This window comes from Shewanella sp. SG44-6, assembly GCF_014164185.1.
Lineage (GTDB): Bacteria > Pseudomonadota > Gammaproteobacteria > Enterobacterales > Shewanellaceae > Shewanella > Shewanella vesiculosa.
On the sequence record NZ_JACJER010000002.1, the window covers coordinates 1 to 17759 of the forward strand.

The window sequence follows — 17759 nt, forward strand, 5'->3', positions numbered from 1 at the left end:
TAAGTAAATAATCATGTGGTAACGAAGGCTTCATCAAGGCATCGACACCTGCAAAAGTAGATTGTATCCATTTAAGTTTAGTTGCATGCGGCAGCATAGCAGCCGCTAAATGAGGTTCAGCTAACCAAATATCTGCCTGATGAATGTTATCTGAAATACTGTTGTCTGGGCGATCACCAATGCGATCTGTTATGTTTTCGACAATCTCTAGATCGAATAATGATTGTTGTGCCAGCAATTGCCGATATTTATCATTCTCTCTGGTGAGCAATAATAGTTTATGTGCCACATTCCCCCCGTTAGCATGCATTGAAGAACAACTTACTTACTCAAACCATCCAGTGTAATCCATTGTTATCGGCATCATGGTTGCTGCAATGGCTTTGTCTGGGTAGTTACTGAAAACACCATCTACTCCCATGGCTTTTAACGCTTGAATATCATTTGGGTTATCTACGGTATAAACAAACACTTTGCCACCACGCTGGTGGGCATCATCAACAATGGCTTGACTAACAAAACTTAGATCTAGGTTGATCGAATAGGCATTGAGAGTGGTCATTATTTTCGCCAAGTCGAGCGGGATCCCGCCGAGTAATGGCGCGATAATCGCGTGTGGAAAGACGTGTTTTATCGCCGCTAAATACGGGTGATTAAATGATGAGATTAATAGCTGCTCTGGAGCATACTTCAACTGTTTAAGGAGTTGCGGATATAAGGCAATAAAGGGCTGTACGCAGCCAACACCTTTTAATTCGATGTTAACACTACACAAGCCATTGCTTTTAACGCTGACTCGTTCGAGAACTTGCCATAGGGTGGGAATAGCTTGCCCGCTAACGGTAAACTGAGCCAGTGCTGCTTTTGTTGTTAAGTGGATCAGCCCTGTTCCGGTTGATTTGCCTTCTAAGCGGCGATCATGGAACACGACTAATTCTCCCTCAACGCAATGCACATCTAATTCAATGGCTTTGGCACCCAAGTCGAGTGCTTTATCCATCGCAACTAAGGTGTTTTCAGGTTCATAACCGCTAGCGCCGCGGTGAGCAAAAACGAGCATAGCACTCCTTAATCAATAGCTAGCTTAGCCTTTGTATAATCCAGTAGATTCTTTAGGGGTATGATTAATATGAACTTCCATTTGTGGGTAGGCAAGTTCAACATTGTTTTCTTTGAGCTTTTTATTAATTAGTTTATGTAGGCTATGGCGTAGCGGCCACCGAGCCGACATGTCTTTAGCATAAGAGCGAATTTCGTAATCTTGAGTGTGCTGACCAAAACCGGCAAACCATACTTCTGGTTCTGGCATGGTTAGCGATAATTCACATTCTCGAACCGCTTGATGCAGTAGCATTTCCACTTTGGTTGGGTCGGCATCACGAGATACCGATACCGTGACGATGACGCGAGTTATCGGGTTGGATAGCGACCAGTTAACCAGTTGTTCAGTAATAAAGGCTTTGTTGGGCACAATAATTTCTTTGTGGTCCCAGTCGACAATCGTGGTGGCTCGGATTTGAATTTTACTGACCGTTCCAGACAGGTCGCGGATCGTGACGGTATCGCCAATTCGAATGGGTTTTTCAAATAGGATGATCAAACCAGAAATAAAGTTAGCAAAAATTTCTTGCAGGCCAAAACCTAAACCCACTGATAATGCGGCAACTAGCCACTGTAATTTAGACCACTCCATTCCAAGAGTTGAAAAGCCAAACAGTATGCCAAAAAATACCACCAAATAACTGCTCACAGTGGTAATGGCAAAGCCGGTTCCTGGCGATAAATCTAATCTTTGCAATAACGTCAGTTCCATTAATCCTGGGAGGTTTTTAGCAATCACCACCGAGAAGCCCACTAACATGATGCCGAATGAAATTGATTTTAATGTGATTGGCACTTGCTGCTCAATACCATTTACATTGCTGTTGGTGGTCCATAAGGTGATGCCATCTAAAAATGAGAATACTGCGGTATGAGTCTGCGACAAAATACCCAATAAGCTGGCAAAAAAGGCTAAAAATAAAATCGATCGCACTAAGCCGAGCGACTGACTGGAGATAGTTTCTAAATCAACAATTGGTTCTTCATAGGTTTCTATTGGCTCATTGTTTTGCAACTCGCCTCTTTCACGTTGCGCAAGTCGCTCTGCACGTTTGGCTTTAGCGCGATCGAATGCGATTAAACGGCGCTCAATCAGCATCCAGCGTTTAATGAGCTGGTAAGTTAGTAAAAAGCCTAAGCCTAATAATACTGATATTTGCAGTTGTAACAGAAGCTGGAAAGCCGTGAAGTAGTAGCCGACCGCAGCCAAGATGGCGCTAAAAATAGGCGTAACAATCAAGATGGCCCATAGGGCTTTTTGAATGATCGCCATATTCGTCGCGCTAGGCTTATTTTGGCGATATTGGCCAATCAATAACATGACATCTTTGTACAGGAGAAACAGCACAACACAGAAAACGATAAACGCCCCACGGCCAAGACTGTTACGTACTAATGAAGTATCTAATGCTTCAGTGAAGCCCATTAAGCCAATTAAGGGTGCGGAAATGATCACAAATGAAGCCAAGGTTTGCTGCGCTTGTTTGATTATTTTTTTCGGCCGTCTGAAGTGGCTGATTAAAATACCTTTTTCTACCGTTAATAAGAAAAAGAATTGATAAATCAGATAACTGACACCAATAGCTAAAATACCGACTCCCACGGCATGAACCATGTTTTGCTCAGAACGGGAGAAGATAAAACCGGCCACAATAACCGGTAAAGGCTTTATTAAGGCATACACTAAGCTGATGATGAGGGTTTTGATGGTGTATTTAAATTTATCTTGCGTCACGTTACCAACAAATACCGCATAGCGACTAATTGCGGTATTAAACTTAGGGGTAAGCATGTCATGTGCCATCAAGCAGCATAATAATAAAATGCCCCACCAAGCCCAATAATTGCTGTTTTCAGACCATGATTGTTGTAACGCTTGCCACTGGCTAGGTTGCAGTAACCATACACTACTGTGACTTAAATCGATGAGCCACAATGGACCAATGCTGGGGGCATTAGGTACCCAAAATAAATGTTCGTTAAGGGTGTTTTTTAATGTGTTATGCAGTTGGTTTAGCTGCTCATAACCAATACGTAACTTGGCAAACTCAGCTAAATATTGATCATAACTTTGTAATAGTTGATCTATGAGTACTTGCTGTGACTGTAAGAGTTTTATCTGGGTTTCATTAAACATTTCACTGTCATCAAGTTGTTGACTGTTTAATGCTTGATGTTGCTCTAATTGATAGCGCTCCAGCCGTGCATCAGCTAATTCTGTTTGCAGTTTGTCTAGGTTGGGCGGTTTAGGTAATGATTGCAGCATTTGCAAAAAACGGTCGCCAAATGCCGAGTTGGTTTTTACCCAAGTAATTTGTTCTAGTACGTTTGAAAGCTGTGCATTTTGAGACTGATAGCGTTTCTCAACCCGCTGTTGCTTCTCTATTGCTGATTTAATATTACTGGTGAGCGTTTGTAATTGTTCAGCATATTGTTGGTTTGATCTACTCAGCTCTTGAGATAAAGGATCGGCTAGCTCTTGGGCATCAACTAAGTTATTGGCTATAGTATCAGCGGTTTTTTGCTGACGAGATTCAATATTGTGTTTGTTGATAAGCTCAATAAAGCTTTCTTGTTGGCTTAATAACAAGCGGTTGAGCTGCTGTTGAAGCTGGGTAATCTCGAGTTGTTTCGGACTCGCTAATCGTTCCGCCTGTAAGGTCGCAATATGCTGAGTGAGCAGTTCGGTTTGAAGCTTGTTCCGTTGGCCTAAAGGTGTCTCAATCGGTACTTGTTGGGTTTTATTGTGCTGAGTTAAGGCATTTTCTGCTTGAACAATTAAATCAGGTAGTTGTCTTTGACGTTGTGAAATAGTCCGTAATTGCTCATTGAGGCTCGACTCAGTCTCTTTTAATTCTGATAAATGGAAATAAGCCATTGAAGCCTGCTGATCCAGATCGATATCATCATCAAGGCTTAATGGGATTTGTGCTTCACGAAGTTGTCCTGCCAATGAGAGCTTGGTTTCACTGTTAGAGCGTTCGATATTGGTATAAGTTTGCTGTTCTATTTGCAGTTTTTCAATACTGCTTTGCAGTTCGGCAATTTGCGATGGTATATCAAGTGGCTGATTTTCGGCTTGGCTATTTAGCCCCAATCGTTTATCAAGGGTTAGGGGAGTGCTAGCAAATACAGAATCTGACAGTGTATTAACTATAAGGAAACACAGGAATAAACACGCTAAACGTAACATAATACTTTGCCCAGATTGGAGTCAGGACATGGTAGCAAATTTGAATGATTATAATCTATATTTTTGATGACTTTAGATCGTTTCAAGCAAAGTTGATTCCACAATAATTATTCACCCGCAAGCGGTATGATGTTTATTGATTGATGAGCCGTGCAATGATGATTGCCATGATGAGCTAAGTATAAAAGGGAATACGTCAGTGGCCAATATAAGCAAGTGTGCTGTAATCGTCTTTTCATCATTATTTAACTAGTGGTTAATGCTGATTATGCGAGGTATTTCTGCAACCCCACAAGGTAAAAAGAAAATGGAGAGAGGCAATAAAATAAAGCCGTACTGCTTAAAAACAGTACGGCTTGATGTAGCGATAACACCAGGATACTGGAGTCAGTATCCTGATAATTATATTGATTATGCTTGAGTCAGTTTAGCAAACGGTTGGCCCATACGCGTGGTTTCACCTGGCTCGACCCCATCGGCAAATGTTTCGATGGCGTCTTGTGCAAATAACATCACCACAGTACTGCCTAATTTAAAGCGACCCATTTCAGCCCCCTTTTCTAACGTAACCGCTTCTGGACCTGTAGTGGGATAATCCCAGCTAAACACTTGCTTGCCACCTGGTGGTGTCACAGTACCCGACCATATCGTTTCAATACTAGCAACAATTGTTGCACCGACTAATACCATTGCAAGTGGACCGGCTTCGGTTTCAAAGATGGCAACTACGCGCTCATTGCGAGCAAATAATCCGGGTACATTTTGCGCAGTCAGTGGGTTAACCGAAAATAAGTCGCCTGGCACGTAAGTCATTTTTGATAATGTGCCAGTGATAGGCATGTGGATGCGATGGTAATCTTTGGGCGCCAAATAAATGGTTGCAAAATCGCCACCGTCAAAACGTGCCGCATCAGATTTATCACCACCTAACAATGCTTCAGAGGTATAAGTGTGCCCTTTGGCTTGAAAAATATTGCCAGCTTCAATTGGGCCACATTGACTCACAGCTCCATCAACCGGATGTGCCATAACGCTGTTGTCTTGGTTTATCGGTCTGAGTTCAGGTTTTAATGCTCGGGTAAAAAATGCATTAAAGGTTTTGTAGGCTTCGGGCTCAGGTTGCTGTGCTTCAGACATATCAATTTTATATTGTTTGATAAACCATTTGATCCCTGCCGTGGTAATCATTCCAGCTTCAGCAGCAGCAAATTTACCGACTAAGCGCGACAGAAAGTGTTTTGGCAACATGTATTGCAAGGCAATTTTAATTGAGTCCAATGTTTTTCCCTTTTTTTCTAAGCAGATTGAGCTAGGAATAGTATTCCTAAAGGTTACTGACTCTAGGAGTCTAATTCATCAATTGCACGAAAGTGTCGTGCATGACGTTGTTCATCTAAACTGGCAATAATACGCTGATAATTGCTAAAGCGGTCTTGAGTTATTTTTCCATCAGCTAGTGCTTGTTGTAAAGCACATCCTGGGTCGTCACCATGTTTACAATCACGGAACTTGCAGGTGCCTAAAAATTCTCTAAATTCAATAAAGCACCAACCGACCCTGATAGCGTCTAAATGCCATAAGGCAAATTCACGTATACCGGGTGAATCGATTAAATCCCCGCCGCTAACAAAATGGAGTAACTTTGCGGTCGTGGTGGTGTGTTGACCTAAACCTGAGTTATCGGATACATCTCCAATTAATAGTTCAGCTTCTGGCATTAATGCATTGATCAAAGATGATTTGCCAACACCAGACTGACCGGCAAAAACACTGACGCTGTCATTGAGTAATGCTTTGAGGTCTTCAACGCCTTCACCAGTGTGACTACTGACACGGAAAACTTGATAACCAATATTTTGGTAACGCGTTAATGCCGTTTCGATTTCATCACGATTAGTGTCATCCAATAAATCAATTTTATTGAGAATGATGATCGGCGTAATATCTGTGTCTTCTGAAGCCACTAGATATCGATCAATAATTTGGGTGGTAAAGCTAGGTAAAACGGAAGACACAATTAAGATTTGATCGATGTTAGCGGCAATAATTTTGACGCCATCGTATAAATCTGGTCGAGTTAAAGAGGATTTTCGCGGGTGAACGGCGACGACAATACCACCAATACTGGAGCCCGATTGAACTTCAGTCGCGAGTCTTACCACGACCTTATCACCGGTGACTAAACTGGTCACTGCTCGGCGAATATTACAGCGCGAGACCATGCCATCTGTAGTTTCAATATCGGCATGCTGACCGAAACGAGAAATCACCACACCGGCTTGTTCAGGACCTAACAAATTATCCTGTAACTCGGCATGTTGACTATTATCGTCATTACGCTTTAATCGTTTAGTCTGATTGGCGCGCATTCGGCGTAATTGGCCCTGACTTAGGGGTTTCTTTTTACTCACAGGCTTATCTTCATTAAATAGGTGTTTTTTTGTGTATCAAAAAAACAGTATGATACACACTCTTTTATAAAAATGCCTGAATTTAGGCTACAGATAATATAAGGCGGCATAAATGGCTGTTGATGCGAATAATCTAATTTGGGTTGATTTGGAAATGACAGGCTTAGAACCCGCTGTTGATCGAGTCATTGAAATTGCAACTTTAGTGACTGACCAAGACCTCAATATCATTGCTCAAGGCCCTGTTCTAGCCATTTATCAGACAGATGATGTGTTAGCTGGGATGGACGATTGGAACCAAAAACATCATGGAGAGTCAGGATTAATTGAGCGTGTTCGTGCCAGTAAATGTTCTGAACAAGATGCGATAACACAAACGATTGATTTTTTATCTCAGTACGTGCCTAAAGGCGCATCACCAATGTGTGGCAATAGCATTGGTCAAGATCGCCGCTTTTTGAATAAATACATGTTAGAGCTTGAAGAGTATTTTCATTATCGCAACATTGATGTGAGCACCATCAAAGAGTTGGTTCGTCGTTGGAGCCCTGAAACAATGAATGGCTTTAGCAAGAAAAATACACATCAAGCATTAGAAGATATCAAAGAGTCTATTGCCGAAATGCAGTTTTATCGCAGTGAAGTATTTAAAATTTAAGCAATTGAACAATTTTTTTCAAAAAGGGGGTTGCAGCATAGTAAAATTTACCTATAATGCGGCCTCAACTTTCTACAGAGCGCCAAACTCTGAGGCATAGGAAGTTGTCATGAAATTTGAAAGTATGCGACATTATTTCAGTTGGCATGGGTTGAAAGACGATACCTTGCTAACTTAATAATGAAGCAAACAGTACGCGACATTAGCTCAGTTGGCATAGGTTGAAAGACGATACCTTGCTAACTTTATAATGAAGCAAATAGTACGCGACATTAGCTCAGTTGGTAGAGCGATACCTTGCCAAGGTATAGGTCATCGGTTCGAACCCGATATGTCGCTCCAAATTTCTAGATACAATTCTTGAAATGCGACATTAGCTCAGTTGGCATAGGTTGACAGACGATACCTTGCTAAATTTATAATGAAGCAAACAGTACGCGACATTAGCTCAGTTGGTAGAGCGATACCTTGCCAAGGTATAGGTCATCGGTTCGAACCCGATATGTCGCTCCAAATTTCTAGATGAAATTTTTGAAATGCGACATTAGCTCGGTTTAGTTAATCGCAAGAGTCGATACCCATCTTATTCCAAGGTATAGGTCATCGGTTCAAACCTCTCTTTATTTTCAAAGAAAGGTCGCTGTAAATTTTACATGATTTGAAATGCGACATTAGGTAAGTTGGCATAGGTTGAAAGCATATACCTTGTTGATTATTATAATGAAGCAAACAGTACGCGACATTAGCTCAGTTGGTAGAGCGATACCTTGCCAAGGTATAGGTCATCGGTTCGAACCCGATATGTCGCTCCAAATCACTTAGTCTGTTAAAATTCTTATTTTTAGAACATGCGATACCTTGCCAAGGTATAGGTCATCGGTTCGAACCCCTCTTTGTTTATAAAGAAAAGTCACTCAAAATCACTTCCTCTGTTAAAAATCCAATTAATTACTATTACGACACTAGACTCAGTTGCGTTTTCAGAAAATGCGATACCTTGTTAAGATATCGGTCATCTGTTCGAACCTTTCTTAGTTTATAAAGAAAAAGTCGCTCCAAATCTTGTTTATTCCAAAACTGGTGAAGTGTTTACTTTTGCATAAGGCCTACCAAAGCTAAATTGACATTTTCTTATGCTCACCACTGCAATCTAACTCATCCCGAATGTTGTCATTTTAATAAATTTGCATCATCTACGTTTGAGCAAATTGTTTTTGCAATCAACAAACAAGTGATCTAGTACTCACTTCTTCATGGATCTCTAAAGTAAGAGCATATTGTTGAAGTAAAACATGATCTGGTTCAAATCATTTACTGGTGTTATCTCTGATAATCAACTCAAGATAGATTTTCCTAAGAAGTTAGGGCTTTAAACGAGGTGAGTATTATGCGGATCCAACAACTGAGTGAGCTACTTGATTATGTTGCTAATTGCCATCTCGATATGGAGAAATTATATAAGCGTTTAGATCGAAACGCAGACTCCTCCAGAGTAAAAATGATGCTAACTTATTTTCAACAGCATGAGAGACATATATACGAAACACTTGAAAGTTACATAGAAGATGCGCCCTCAAGAATCTTAAATACTTGGTATAAAGACATTACTTTCGAAGATTTTAGCAAACGTTGTCTTGAAACCTCATTAGCCGCCAATATGCAAGAAGACCAAGTACTCGAGCTGCATCTTGATTTAGAAAATCGCTTAATCGCGCTGCTAGAAAAAACAGCGATGAGTAGTCCTACTGATGAAATTAAGAGTGCATTAATGGATTTGGTCAGAGTGGCGCAAACTCAACAAAAACGTTTAGTTCACAGCACAATTCGTATGGATGATATCTAAACGACATATTAAATTTTGACATAACTTCCTGAAGTGTTAGTTTGCCAGCTATTCCCAGTAGCTGGCTTTTTTTATTAACAAAAAATAACCACCATAACTGTGGGAGTTCCCCTATAACTTCTGTTATATTTAGCATTCTTGTAACTCTTTTTTATGGAAGCTGACTTTACCCATGACATCGCTGCTTAAAACCCTTGAAAATGAACAAGCTACTGTCGCTCTTGGGCAACAAATTGCGCAGTGGATTGTGCCACCATTAACGATTTATCTTACTGGTGACTTAGGCGCGGGTAAAACAACGTTTAGTCGAGGTATTATCCAAAGTTTGGGTCATCAAGGCGCGGTGAAAAGTCCGACTTATACCTTGGTTGAGCCTTATGAATTTAACGATATGGATGTGTATCATTTTGATCTGTATCGATTAGCTGATCCAGAGGAGCTCGAGTATATGGGGATCCGTGATTACTTCACTGACAGAAGTGTGTGTCTAGTTGAATGGCCTGATAATGGTCATGGATTACTTCCTAAGGCTGACATCCATTTGCATTTACGTTATAAAGAATCTCAAAGACAGGTTGAATTACAAGCCATATCCCCTGCAGGGCAGGCAATTTTAAATAAAATTAATATAAATAATAATGACTTTTAAAAAAACTTTTTTTATTCCTATTATCATCACGCTGTTGTTTTTGCCTAATTTAGTTTGGGCAGCCAATCAACTTGATAGCGTGCGTATTTGGGCTGCTCCTGAATCGACTCGAGTGGTGTTTGATTTAACTCAAGCTCCTAAATACGACAGTTTTACCTTAACGGGGCCAGATCGTTTGGTGGTTGATATTCAGGATACTGGCGCTAAAGTTAATTTAGATAAAATAGCGAATAACAGCAAAATTATCAAAAAGATACGTTTTAGCTCACCGCCTAAAAAAGGCATATTGCGTTTGGTTATGGATTTAACTAAACCGGTAAAGTCCAGTTTGTTTACTTTGCCTCCGACAGCTCCTTATGGCAACCGTCTGGTAGTCGACTTAGAAAATGTTGACGGTGGATCCTCTACAGGTCAAACCGTTAGCCGCTCTGCTAATCAGTCATCGCGAGACATTGTGGTTGCCATTGATGCGGGCCACGGCGGCGAAGATCCAGGGTCTATTGGACCTTCTGGCATGCATGAAAAACGGGTAGTGCTTGAAATTGCCAAGCGTTTGGCGCGTAAAGTGGATGCAACTCCGGGCATGCGAGCGGTGATGACGCGTACTGGCGATTATTTTGTTAACTTGAATAAACGCTCAGAACTGGCACGAAACAGTAAAGCTGATTTATTGATATCGATTCATGCAGATGCCTTCACTTCACCGCAGCCAAGTGGCGCGTCTGTTTGGGTGTTATCAATGCGCAGAGCCAATAGTGAAATTGGTCGCTGGTTAGAGCAAAAAGAGAAACACTCAGAGTTATTAGGCGGTGCAGGCGAGATCATTCAAAATACCGATAGTGAACAATATTTAGCCATGACATTACTCGATATGTCGATGAACAGTTCGATGGCGATAAGTCATTCTATTGCTGGTGATATTCTTCGTGACTTAGATACGATTACTCACCTTCACAAAAGAAATCCAGAATCGGCAAGTTTTGCTGTACTTAAATCACCAGATATTCCCTCTATTTTAGTTGAAACTGGCTTTATCTCTAATCCAGGTGAAGAACGGTTGTTGTCTAACGGTAATCATCAAGAAAAGCTGGCTAATGCCATTTATAAAGGTGTGCTGCGTTATTTTGAAGGTAATCCGCCCGCTGACTCTTTGATGGCCAAGACGTCAAACGTTAAACACAGTGTAAAGCGTGGCGAGTCGTTATCAATTATTGCGCAGCGTTACAGTGTTTCTGTAAACAGTATTAAGCAAGCCAATAATTTAAAGAGTGATGTAGTACGTATTGGTCAAAAACTCGTAATACCAAGGGCTTAATATGGCTATTCAACTGTTACCGCCACAACTTGCAAACCAAATCGCAGCAGGCGAGGTGGTTGAGCGACCTGCATCAGTGGTGAAAGAACTGGTTGAAAACAGTCTTGATGCCGGCGCGACTAGAGTTGATATTGATATCGATAAAGGCGGAAGTAAGCTGATTCGTATCCGCGATAACGGTGCGGGTATTCCTAGGGATGAGTTGGCATTAGCACTGTCGCGTCATGCAACGTCAAAAGTTCATACGCTCGATGACCTCGAAGCTATTTTAAGCTTCGGTTTTCGCGGTGAGGCGCTAGCCAGTATTAGCTCAGTGTCACGGCTAACATTAACCTCAAAAACAGTTGAGCAGTCTGAAGCTTGGCAGGCCTACGCTGAAGGCTCGCAAATGGATGTCAAAGTGACCCCTGCTGCACATCCACAAGGCTCGACCATTGAAGTGGTCGACTTGTTTTTTAATACCCCCGCCAGAAGACGCTTCTTAAAAAGTGATAAAACCGAATTCACTCATATTGATGAGTGGTTAAAGCGGATTGCCATCGTGCGCCGCGATATTCATTTTACCCTGACCCACAATGGTAAATTAGTGCGTCAGTATCGTCCTGCAAATACCGAGATTCAAACGCAGCAACGTTTAGCACAAATTTGTGGCCGAGCGTTTGCGGAGCAAGCTTTAAGCATTGCTTGTGAACATGAAGGCTTATCTCTAAATGGTTATTTACAGTCACCACAAGATACAGTCATCACCGAGACGAATTTCTTTTATGTCAATGGACGATTAATTAGAGACCGACTGGTTAATCATGCTGTTAAACAAGCCTTTGCTGAGTACGGTATTGAGCATCAACCTGGATATGTGTTGATGTTATCACTTGATCCACACCAGGTTGATGTGAACGTGCACCCAGCCAAGCATGAAGTGCGTTTTCATCAATCTCGCTATGTGCATGATTTTATATTACAAGCAGTGCAATCGGCATTAGTGCAAATGCCTGCGTTGGCCTTATCTGAGCATGAACCAGAATCTGAATCTAATTCACTAGATAAACATGATAATTCTGCAATGGTGCCCCAAGATCCAACTGTGATGGATGATGCCAATAGCGTCGCTAGCATTGAAGACGTATTCTCACTTAACCGTGACTCCACTAAAGCGATTAATAGTGTTAGCGCGTTCGGCTCAATGCATGTTCCGGGAAAGAATAATAGTTTATCTGGGGGGTATTCAGCTGCAATTAAGCCTAGTTATGATAAAAAGCCTGCTAGCCCATTAACTGCTGCCCAGACCAAATCTGCCATTGCTAGCTATGGACAGTTATTGCATACCCCGATGAATAGCGCGATATCATATGTTAATGAAGTCGCGACTGAGTTGGCCATCCCCCCATTGTTAGCGGGTGAGTATTGGGTGATATGCAAAGATGATAAGTTGTCATTGTTGCCTATAAAAAAGGTGCAATTGGCAGTGAGAAAGCAGCAAATTGAAATCAAACTCGCTAATGGCTTAGTGTCACAACCGTTATTAATGCCAGTATCAGTAGCTGCAGATTTAGATTGGCCAGAAACCTTAGCCAAGCGTGATCAATTACTGCGTAAGATGGGTATTGAATTAACAATTCGCTTTCAGCAGTTGATTATTAAAAAAGTGCCCCCATATTTGAGGGAAAGCCAACTTGCTGTTGTGATACCTGAATTATTGCAATGGATACAAATAGAGCAACCTTCAGATAATGCTATTGTCGGTTGGCTTGCACAACAAAGTTTATCGCAATTTGAGCCAGTACAAGTCTTATGGCAGCAATTTTGTGCACTTGACGATGAAACGAAACAAACTTGTTATGACCAAGAGCACGTATTGCCTTGGCAAAATTGGATGAAAAATAATTAACGTGAACAGTGTCGATAAGCCGAAAATCATTTTTTTAATGGGGCCTACTGCCTCAGGCAAGACGGCATTAGCCATTGAAATGGCGACAAAGCATAATTGCGAGATTATTTCAGTCGATTCAGCGCTTATCTATCGTGGCATGGATATCGGTTCAGCTAAACCGACGGCGAAAGAGTTGCAAATGGCTCCGCACAAGTTAATTGATATACTTGATCCTAGCGAAAGTTATTCAGCGGCAGATTTTCGCCGTGATGCACTATTGGCTATCGAAGACATTATTCGTCGCGGTAAGACCCCTTTACTCGTGGGTGGCACCATGATGTACTTTAAAGCACTGTTAGAAGGTCTATCTCCTTTACCCTGTGCAGATGAAGGTATTCGGCAGCAAATATTGGCGCAAGCGCAAACAGACGGTTGGGACGTATTACACCAACAATTATGTCAAATAGATCCGGTTGCTGGAGCAAGAATTCATCCTAACGATCCACAACGATTATCGCGTGCATTAGAGGTTTATCGGATCAGTGGCAAAACAATGACTGAATTGACTCAAACTAAATCAGTCGCTTTGCCGTATGATGTAGTGCAATTTGCTATTGCACCTAACGATCGAAGTGTATTACATGAATTAATTGCTAAGCGATTTAATATCATGCTTGAGCAAGGCTTTATCGATGAGGTGTCACGCTTAAAAGCGCGTGGTGACTTAGATTTAGACATGCCATCAATGCGTTGTGTAGGTTACAGGCAGTGCTGGCAATACCTTGATAAAGAATTTGATCATGCGACTATGGTCGAAAAAGCTACCGCAGCCACTAGGCAATTGGCCAAACGTCAATTAACATGGTTGAGGAGTTGGCCGGAATTACAGTGGCTTGAAAGTGGTGTCGAAGGGAATTTAGTTACGCTTATGCGACAAAGCCGCTAGCTTATTAGCCGTTGCTGTATAATACTAAAACTAAACAATAAAACTTAATTCAACATATTTTAAAATAAAAAAGGAAATTCAAATGGCTAAGGGGCAATCTTTACAAGACCCATTTTTGAACGCATTGCGTCGTGAGCGTGTACCAGTCTCTATCTATTTAGTGAATGGTATTAAATTACAAGGCCAAGTTGAGTCATTCGATCAATTTGTTATCTTGTTGAAAAATACTGTAAGCCAAATGGTTTACAAACACGCTATTTCAACAGTCGTACCAGCACGCCCATTTAACGTTACTGCTCACCAAGGGACTGCCCATGGTGAAGAAAGCGATGCTGAATAATTTGAAAAGGAATACAATTTTTGTTTGATCGTTATGAAGCGGGTGAAACAGCGGTATTAGTACACATAGATTTTTCCGACGACGAACGTCGAGAGGATCTCACTGAGTTACAGCTATTAGTTGAATCTGCTGGTGCTCGCTCTGTTGGAGTGATTACTGGCAGTAGACGCTCGCCAGATCGTAAATTTTTTATCGGTACCGGTAAAGCTGAAGAACTAGCCGCAATGGTAGCTGCTACAGAGGCCAATGTAGTGATTTTTAATCATGCATTGAGTCCTGCTCAAGAGCGTAATCTTGAATTAGTATGCCAGTGCCGAGTCTTAGACAGAACTACGCTGATTCTTGATATTTTTGCTCAGAGAGCAAGGACTCATGAAGGTAAATTGCAAGTGGAGCTAGCGCAATTGCGCCACATGTCGACGCGCCTTATCCGTGGTTGGACTCATTTAGAGCGACAAAAAGGCGGTATTGGTATGCGAGGGCCGGGTGAGACCCAGCTTGAAACAGACCGACGTTTATTAAGAGGGCGGATTAAGAACATTAATCGTCGACTTGATAAAGTGGATAAACAACGTGAGCAAAGCCGCCGAGCTCGTAAGCGAAGTGATTTAGCAACAGTGTCTTTGGTGGGTTATACCAACGCGGGTAAATCGACATTATTTAATGCGCTAACTTCGTCGGACGTTTATGCTGCAGATCAATTATTTGCAACATTAGATCCAACACTGCGTAAATTATCCTTACCCGACGGTGCGGTAATTTTAGCAGACACAGTTGGTTTCATTCGTCATTTACCTCACGACCTTGTTGCAGCATTTAAAGCCACACTACAAGAAACTCGACAAGCAGAGATCCTTTTACATATCGTTGATTGTGCCGATGACAATATGGCTGAAAATTTTGAACAAGTACAAAGCGTACTTAAAGAAATCGATGCCGATGAAATCCCGCAATTAGTCGTGTGTAATAAGATTGATTTGCTTGAAGATTTCGCGCCTCGTATCGATTACGGTGAAGACGGTAAACCTGAAAGGGTTTGGGTCTCTGCGCAAAAACGCATTGGATTTGATTTGCTGCTTAAAGCGATAACCGAATTAATCGGTCAAGTTATTTGCGAGCTTACATTGAAAATACCTGCATCAGCAGGACATTATCTTGGCCAGTTTTATCGACTGGATGCAATACAGCAGAAAGAGTATGACGATCTGGGGAACTGTATTTTATCTGTTCGTTTATCGGATGCCGATTGGCGCCGATTAGCTAAACAGAGTCAAGGGGAATTAGAGACATTTATTTTTGACGACTCAGAAGTAGACATCTCTTGTTAATCTCATTTATTTCATCCAATTATGGAGTGCTAAATGGCTTGGAATGAGCCCGGTAACAAGGGGAACAAAGACCCTTGGGGAAATAAAGGTGGTAACGATAAAGGGCCACCAGATCTTGACGAAGTATTTCGTAACCTATCAAAACGTTTTGGTGGCAAGGGGGGCAATGGCGCCTCTGGTCAGCCATTTAATTCATCTTTATTGATTGTTTTTGCCGTTATTGCCGTCATTATCTGGGCATTGTCTGGTTTATATACAGTTAAGGAAGCTGAGCGTGGTGTGTTACTCCGTTTTGGTCAACACATTGGTGAAGTGAGTTCCGGTTTACATTGGAAAGCCACTTTTATTGATGAGGTGACAATGGTTGACGTGGAAACGTTCCGTTCGATCCCTGCGTCAGGCAGAATGCTGACATCTGACGAAAACATTGTGAATGTTGAGCTTGTGGTTCAATACAGCGTATCAGATGCTTATTCATATCTGTACAGTGCTGTTGATGCCAACTCGAGTTTACGTGAAGCGACTGACAGTGCATTGCGTTATGTCATTGGTCACAATCGTATGGATGATATTTTAACCACAGGGCGTGATGCTATTCGTCGTGATACTTGGACAGAGTTAGAACGTATTATTGAGCCATATAAACTAGGCTTAGAAATTCGTGACGTTAACTTTTTACCTGCTCGTCCTCCAGAAGAAGTAAAAGATGCATTTGATGATGCAATTTCAGCTCAGGAAGATGAACAGCGCTTTATTCGTGAAGCTGAAGCTTATGCCCGCGAAATCGAACCTAAAGCGCGTGGACAAGTTGAACGTATGGCACAACAAGCTAGTGCTTATAAAGAGCGTGAAGTTCTTGAAGCTAGAGGTAAAGTCGCTCGATTTGAGAAGTTATTACCTGAGTATAAAGCTGCGCCAGATGTAACTCGAAATCGTTTATACATAGATGCAATGCAATCTGTGTTGGCGGATACTAATAAAGTACTTGTCGACACCAAAAGTAGCGGTAATCTGATGTACTTACCTTTGGATAAGCTGATGGATTCTTCTAAGAGTCAGCGTAATCAAGTAGAACCTGAGGTAGAACGTCACATCAACTCTGTCTCTAGTAGTGGTGTTGATACGCCGATTACTAGTATGCCGACTGATGGTCGTCTCAGCCGCGAAGATCGTCTTCGCCAAGGGAGGAACTAACAATGGGTAGATTAGCAGTGATCATTCTTGTCATCATTTTAGGGGTGAGTTTTTCCTCTTTAATGGTGGTAAGCGAAGGTGAACGTGCCATCGTTGCACGTTTCGGTAAGGTACTCAAAGAAGATGACGTAACAACCGTCTTTGCACCAGGCCTTCACTTTAAATTTCCTTTGGTAGATAAAGTTCGATATCTGGATTCTCGTATTCAGACATTGGATGGTGCCGCGGATCGTTTTGTGACTTCTGAAAAGAAAGACTTAATGGTCGACTCTTATGTTAAGTGGCGTATTCGTGATTTTGAAAAGTACTATCTTTCTACCAATGGCGGTATTAAAGCCAATGCAGAAAGCTTATTACAAGCCAAAATCAGCAACGACTTACGTACTGAATTTGGTCGTCGCACTATCAAAGAGATTGTTTCTGGTAAGCGTGATGAGTTGCAAACCGATGCATTACAAAACGCTTCTGAAAGTGCTGAAAATCTTGGTATTGAAGTGGTTGATGTGCGCGTAAAGCAAATTAACTTACCTGCTAATGTCAGTACTAGTATTTACCAACGTATGCGCGCTGAACGTCAAGCTGTGGCGAAAGAGCACCGTGCACAAGGTAAAGAACAAGCTGAAATTATCCGTGCGACTATTGATGCCAATGTGACAGTAAAGGTTGCTGAAGCTGAACGTAAAGCGCTTACCATTCGTGGTGAAGGTGATGCATTGTCGGCAAAAATTTATGCTGATGCCTACAGTAAAGACGCTGAGTTTTATAGCTTTTTACGTAGTCTAGAAGCTTACAAAGCAAGTTTTGCCGGTAAGAATGACATTATGGTGTTAGAGCCTGAAGGTGATTTCTTCAAATACATGAAATCGTCTAACGGTAAGTAACATTTATATCATTTAGTTCAAAAAGCTCGG

14 protein-coding genes, 3 tRNA genes and 1 pseudogene are annotated in these 17759 nt (G+C 41.6%); 13 read left to right on the top strand and 5 right to left on the bottom strand.

From position 1 onward, the window contains the following. The 5 genes and pseudogenes from H5185_RS00395 to rsgA form a co-directional block, all read right to left on the bottom strand. A pseudogene (locus H5185_RS00395) lies at positions 1-289 on the bottom strand (D-2-hydroxyacid dehydrogenase); the annotation flags it as partial. 36 nt (positions 290-325) lie between these two features. Beyond that, on the bottom strand, positions 326-1060 hold the full coding sequence (locus H5185_RS00400) for a glycerophosphodiester phosphodiesterase (protein WP_182741048.1): 735 nt from the start codon (positions 1058-1060) through the stop codon (positions 326-328). A gap of 24 nt (positions 1061-1084) precedes the next feature. Next, a complete protein-coding gene (locus H5185_RS00405; protein ID WP_182741049.1) occupies positions 1085-4294 on the bottom strand; it encodes a mechanosensitive ion channel domain-containing protein in 3210 nt (1069 codons plus the stop codon). Between the two features lie 411 nt (positions 4295-4705). Beyond that, a complete protein-coding gene (gene asd, locus H5185_RS00410) occupies positions 4706-5572 on the bottom strand; it encodes an archaetidylserine decarboxylase (protein WP_124018303.1) in 867 nt (288 codons plus the stop codon). Between the two features lie 62 nt (positions 5573-5634). Then, entirely contained in the window at positions 5635-6705 is a 1071-nt protein-coding gene (gene rsgA / locus H5185_RS00415) for a small ribosomal subunit biogenesis GTPase RsgA (RefSeq protein ID WP_124018304.1), read from the bottom strand. A 112-nt stretch (positions 6706-6817) separates the two neighbouring features. Here rsgA and orn point away from each other — a divergent pair, with 112 nt between their 5' ends. From orn to hflC, 13 genes are all read left to right on the top strand, one after another. Beyond that, on the top strand, positions 6818-7363 hold the full coding sequence (gene orn, locus H5185_RS00420; protein ID WP_124018305.1) for an oligoribonuclease: 546 nt from the start codon (positions 6818-6820) through the stop codon (positions 7361-7363). A 266-nt stretch (positions 7364-7629) separates the two neighbouring features. Continuing rightward, positions 7630-7705: transfer RNA gene (locus H5185_RS00425), tRNA-Gly, on the top strand. A gap of 95 nt (positions 7706-7800) precedes the next feature. Continuing rightward, positions 7801-7876 (top strand) — tRNA-Gly (locus tag H5185_RS00430). Between the two features lie 223 nt (positions 7877-8099). Next, a tRNA-Gly gene (locus H5185_RS00435) sits at positions 8100-8175 on the top strand. A gap of 575 nt (positions 8176-8750) precedes the next feature. Next, positions 8751-9206, top strand: coding sequence for a hypothetical protein (locus tag H5185_RS00440; RefSeq protein WP_124018306.1), 456 nt, complete (start codon positions 8751-8753; stop codon positions 9204-9206). Between the two features lie 172 nt (positions 9207-9378). Beyond that, positions 9379-9855 (top strand): tRNA (adenosine(37)-N6)-threonylcarbamoyltransferase complex ATPase subunit type 1 TsaE, encoded by a 477-nt coding sequence (gene tsaE / locus H5185_RS00445; protein WP_124018307.1) that lies wholly within the window; start codon positions 9379-9381, stop codon positions 9853-9855. After that, positions 9845-11170, top strand: a complete 1326-nt coding sequence (locus H5185_RS00450; RefSeq protein WP_182741050.1) for an N-acetylmuramoyl-L-alanine amidase — start codon at positions 9845-9847, stop codon at positions 11168-11170. Before tsaE ends, H5185_RS00450 begins: the two co-directional genes overlap by 11 nt. Position 11171: 1 nt before the next feature. Continuing rightward, on the top strand, positions 11172-13058 hold the full coding sequence (gene mutL, locus H5185_RS00455; RefSeq protein WP_182741051.1) for a DNA mismatch repair endonuclease MutL: 1887 nt from the start codon (positions 11172-11174) through the stop codon (positions 13056-13058). 1 nt (position 13059) lies between these two features. After that, the gene (gene miaA / locus H5185_RS00460; protein WP_182741052.1) at positions 13060-13986 is read left to right on the top strand and encodes a tRNA (adenosine(37)-N6)-dimethylallyltransferase MiaA; all 927 of its coding nucleotides are present in this window, start codon (positions 13060-13062) and stop codon (positions 13984-13986) included. Positions 13987-14068: 82 nt separating this feature from the next. Further along, positions 14069-14326 carry an RNA chaperone Hfq gene (hfq, locus tag H5185_RS00465; RefSeq protein WP_124018311.1) on the top strand — a complete coding sequence of 86 codons (258 nt, stop codon included), beginning with the start codon at positions 14069-14071 and terminating at the stop codon, positions 14324-14326. Between the two features lie 20 nt (positions 14327-14346). Then, on the top strand, positions 14347-15654 hold the full coding sequence (gene hflX / locus H5185_RS00470) for a ribosome rescue GTPase HflX (RefSeq protein WP_124018312.1): 1308 nt from the start codon (positions 14347-14349) through the stop codon (positions 15652-15654). Positions 15655-15687: 33 nt separating this feature from the next. Next, a complete protein-coding gene (gene hflK, locus H5185_RS00475; RefSeq protein WP_124018313.1) occupies positions 15688-16848 on the top strand; it encodes an FtsH protease activity modulator HflK in 1161 nt (386 codons plus the stop codon). 2 nt (positions 16849-16850) lie between these two features. Then, positions 16851-17729 carry a protease modulator HflC gene (hflC, locus tag H5185_RS00480; RefSeq protein WP_182741053.1) on the top strand — a complete coding sequence of 293 codons (879 nt, stop codon included), beginning with the start codon at positions 16851-16853 and terminating at the stop codon, positions 17727-17729. Positions 17730-17759 lie beyond the last annotated feature (30 nt).

Bases quoted from the DNA above. Each gene is read 5' to 3' on its own strand.
- tsaE (WP_124018307.1), top strand. From the start codon at position 9,379: ATGACATCGCTGCTTAAAACCCTTGAAAATGAACAAGCTACTGTCGCT.
- hflC (WP_182741053.1), top strand. From the start codon at position 16,851: ATGGGTAGATTAGCAGTGATCATTCTTGTCATCATTTTAGGGGTGAGT.
- H5185_RS00450 (WP_182741050.1), top strand. From the start codon at position 9,845: ATGACTTTTAAAAAAACTTTTTTTATTCCTATTATCATCACGCTGTTG.
- H5185_RS00440 (WP_124018306.1), top strand. From the start codon at position 8,751: ATGCGGATCCAACAACTGAGTGAGCTACTTGATTATGTTGCTAATTGC.
- hflK (WP_124018313.1), top strand. From the start codon at position 15,688: ATGGCTTGGAATGAGCCCGGTAACAAGGGGAACAAAGACCCTTGGGGA.
- H5185_RS00405 (WP_182741049.1), bottom strand. From the start codon at position 4,294: ATGTTACGTTTAGCGTGTTTATTCCTGTGTTTCCTTATAGTTAATACA.
- H5185_RS00400 (WP_182741048.1), bottom strand. From the start codon at position 1,060: ATGCTCGTTTTTGCTCACCGCGGCGCTAGCGGTTATGAACCTGAAAAC.
- hfq (WP_124018311.1), top strand. From the start codon at position 14,069: ATGGCTAAGGGGCAATCTTTACAAGACCCATTTTTGAACGCATTGCGT.
- orn (WP_124018305.1), top strand. From the start codon at position 6,818: ATGGCTGTTGATGCGAATAATCTAATTTGGGTTGATTTGGAAATGACA.
- mutL (WP_182741051.1), top strand. From the start codon at position 11,172: ATGGCTATTCAACTGTTACCGCCACAACTTGCAAACCAAATCGCAGCA.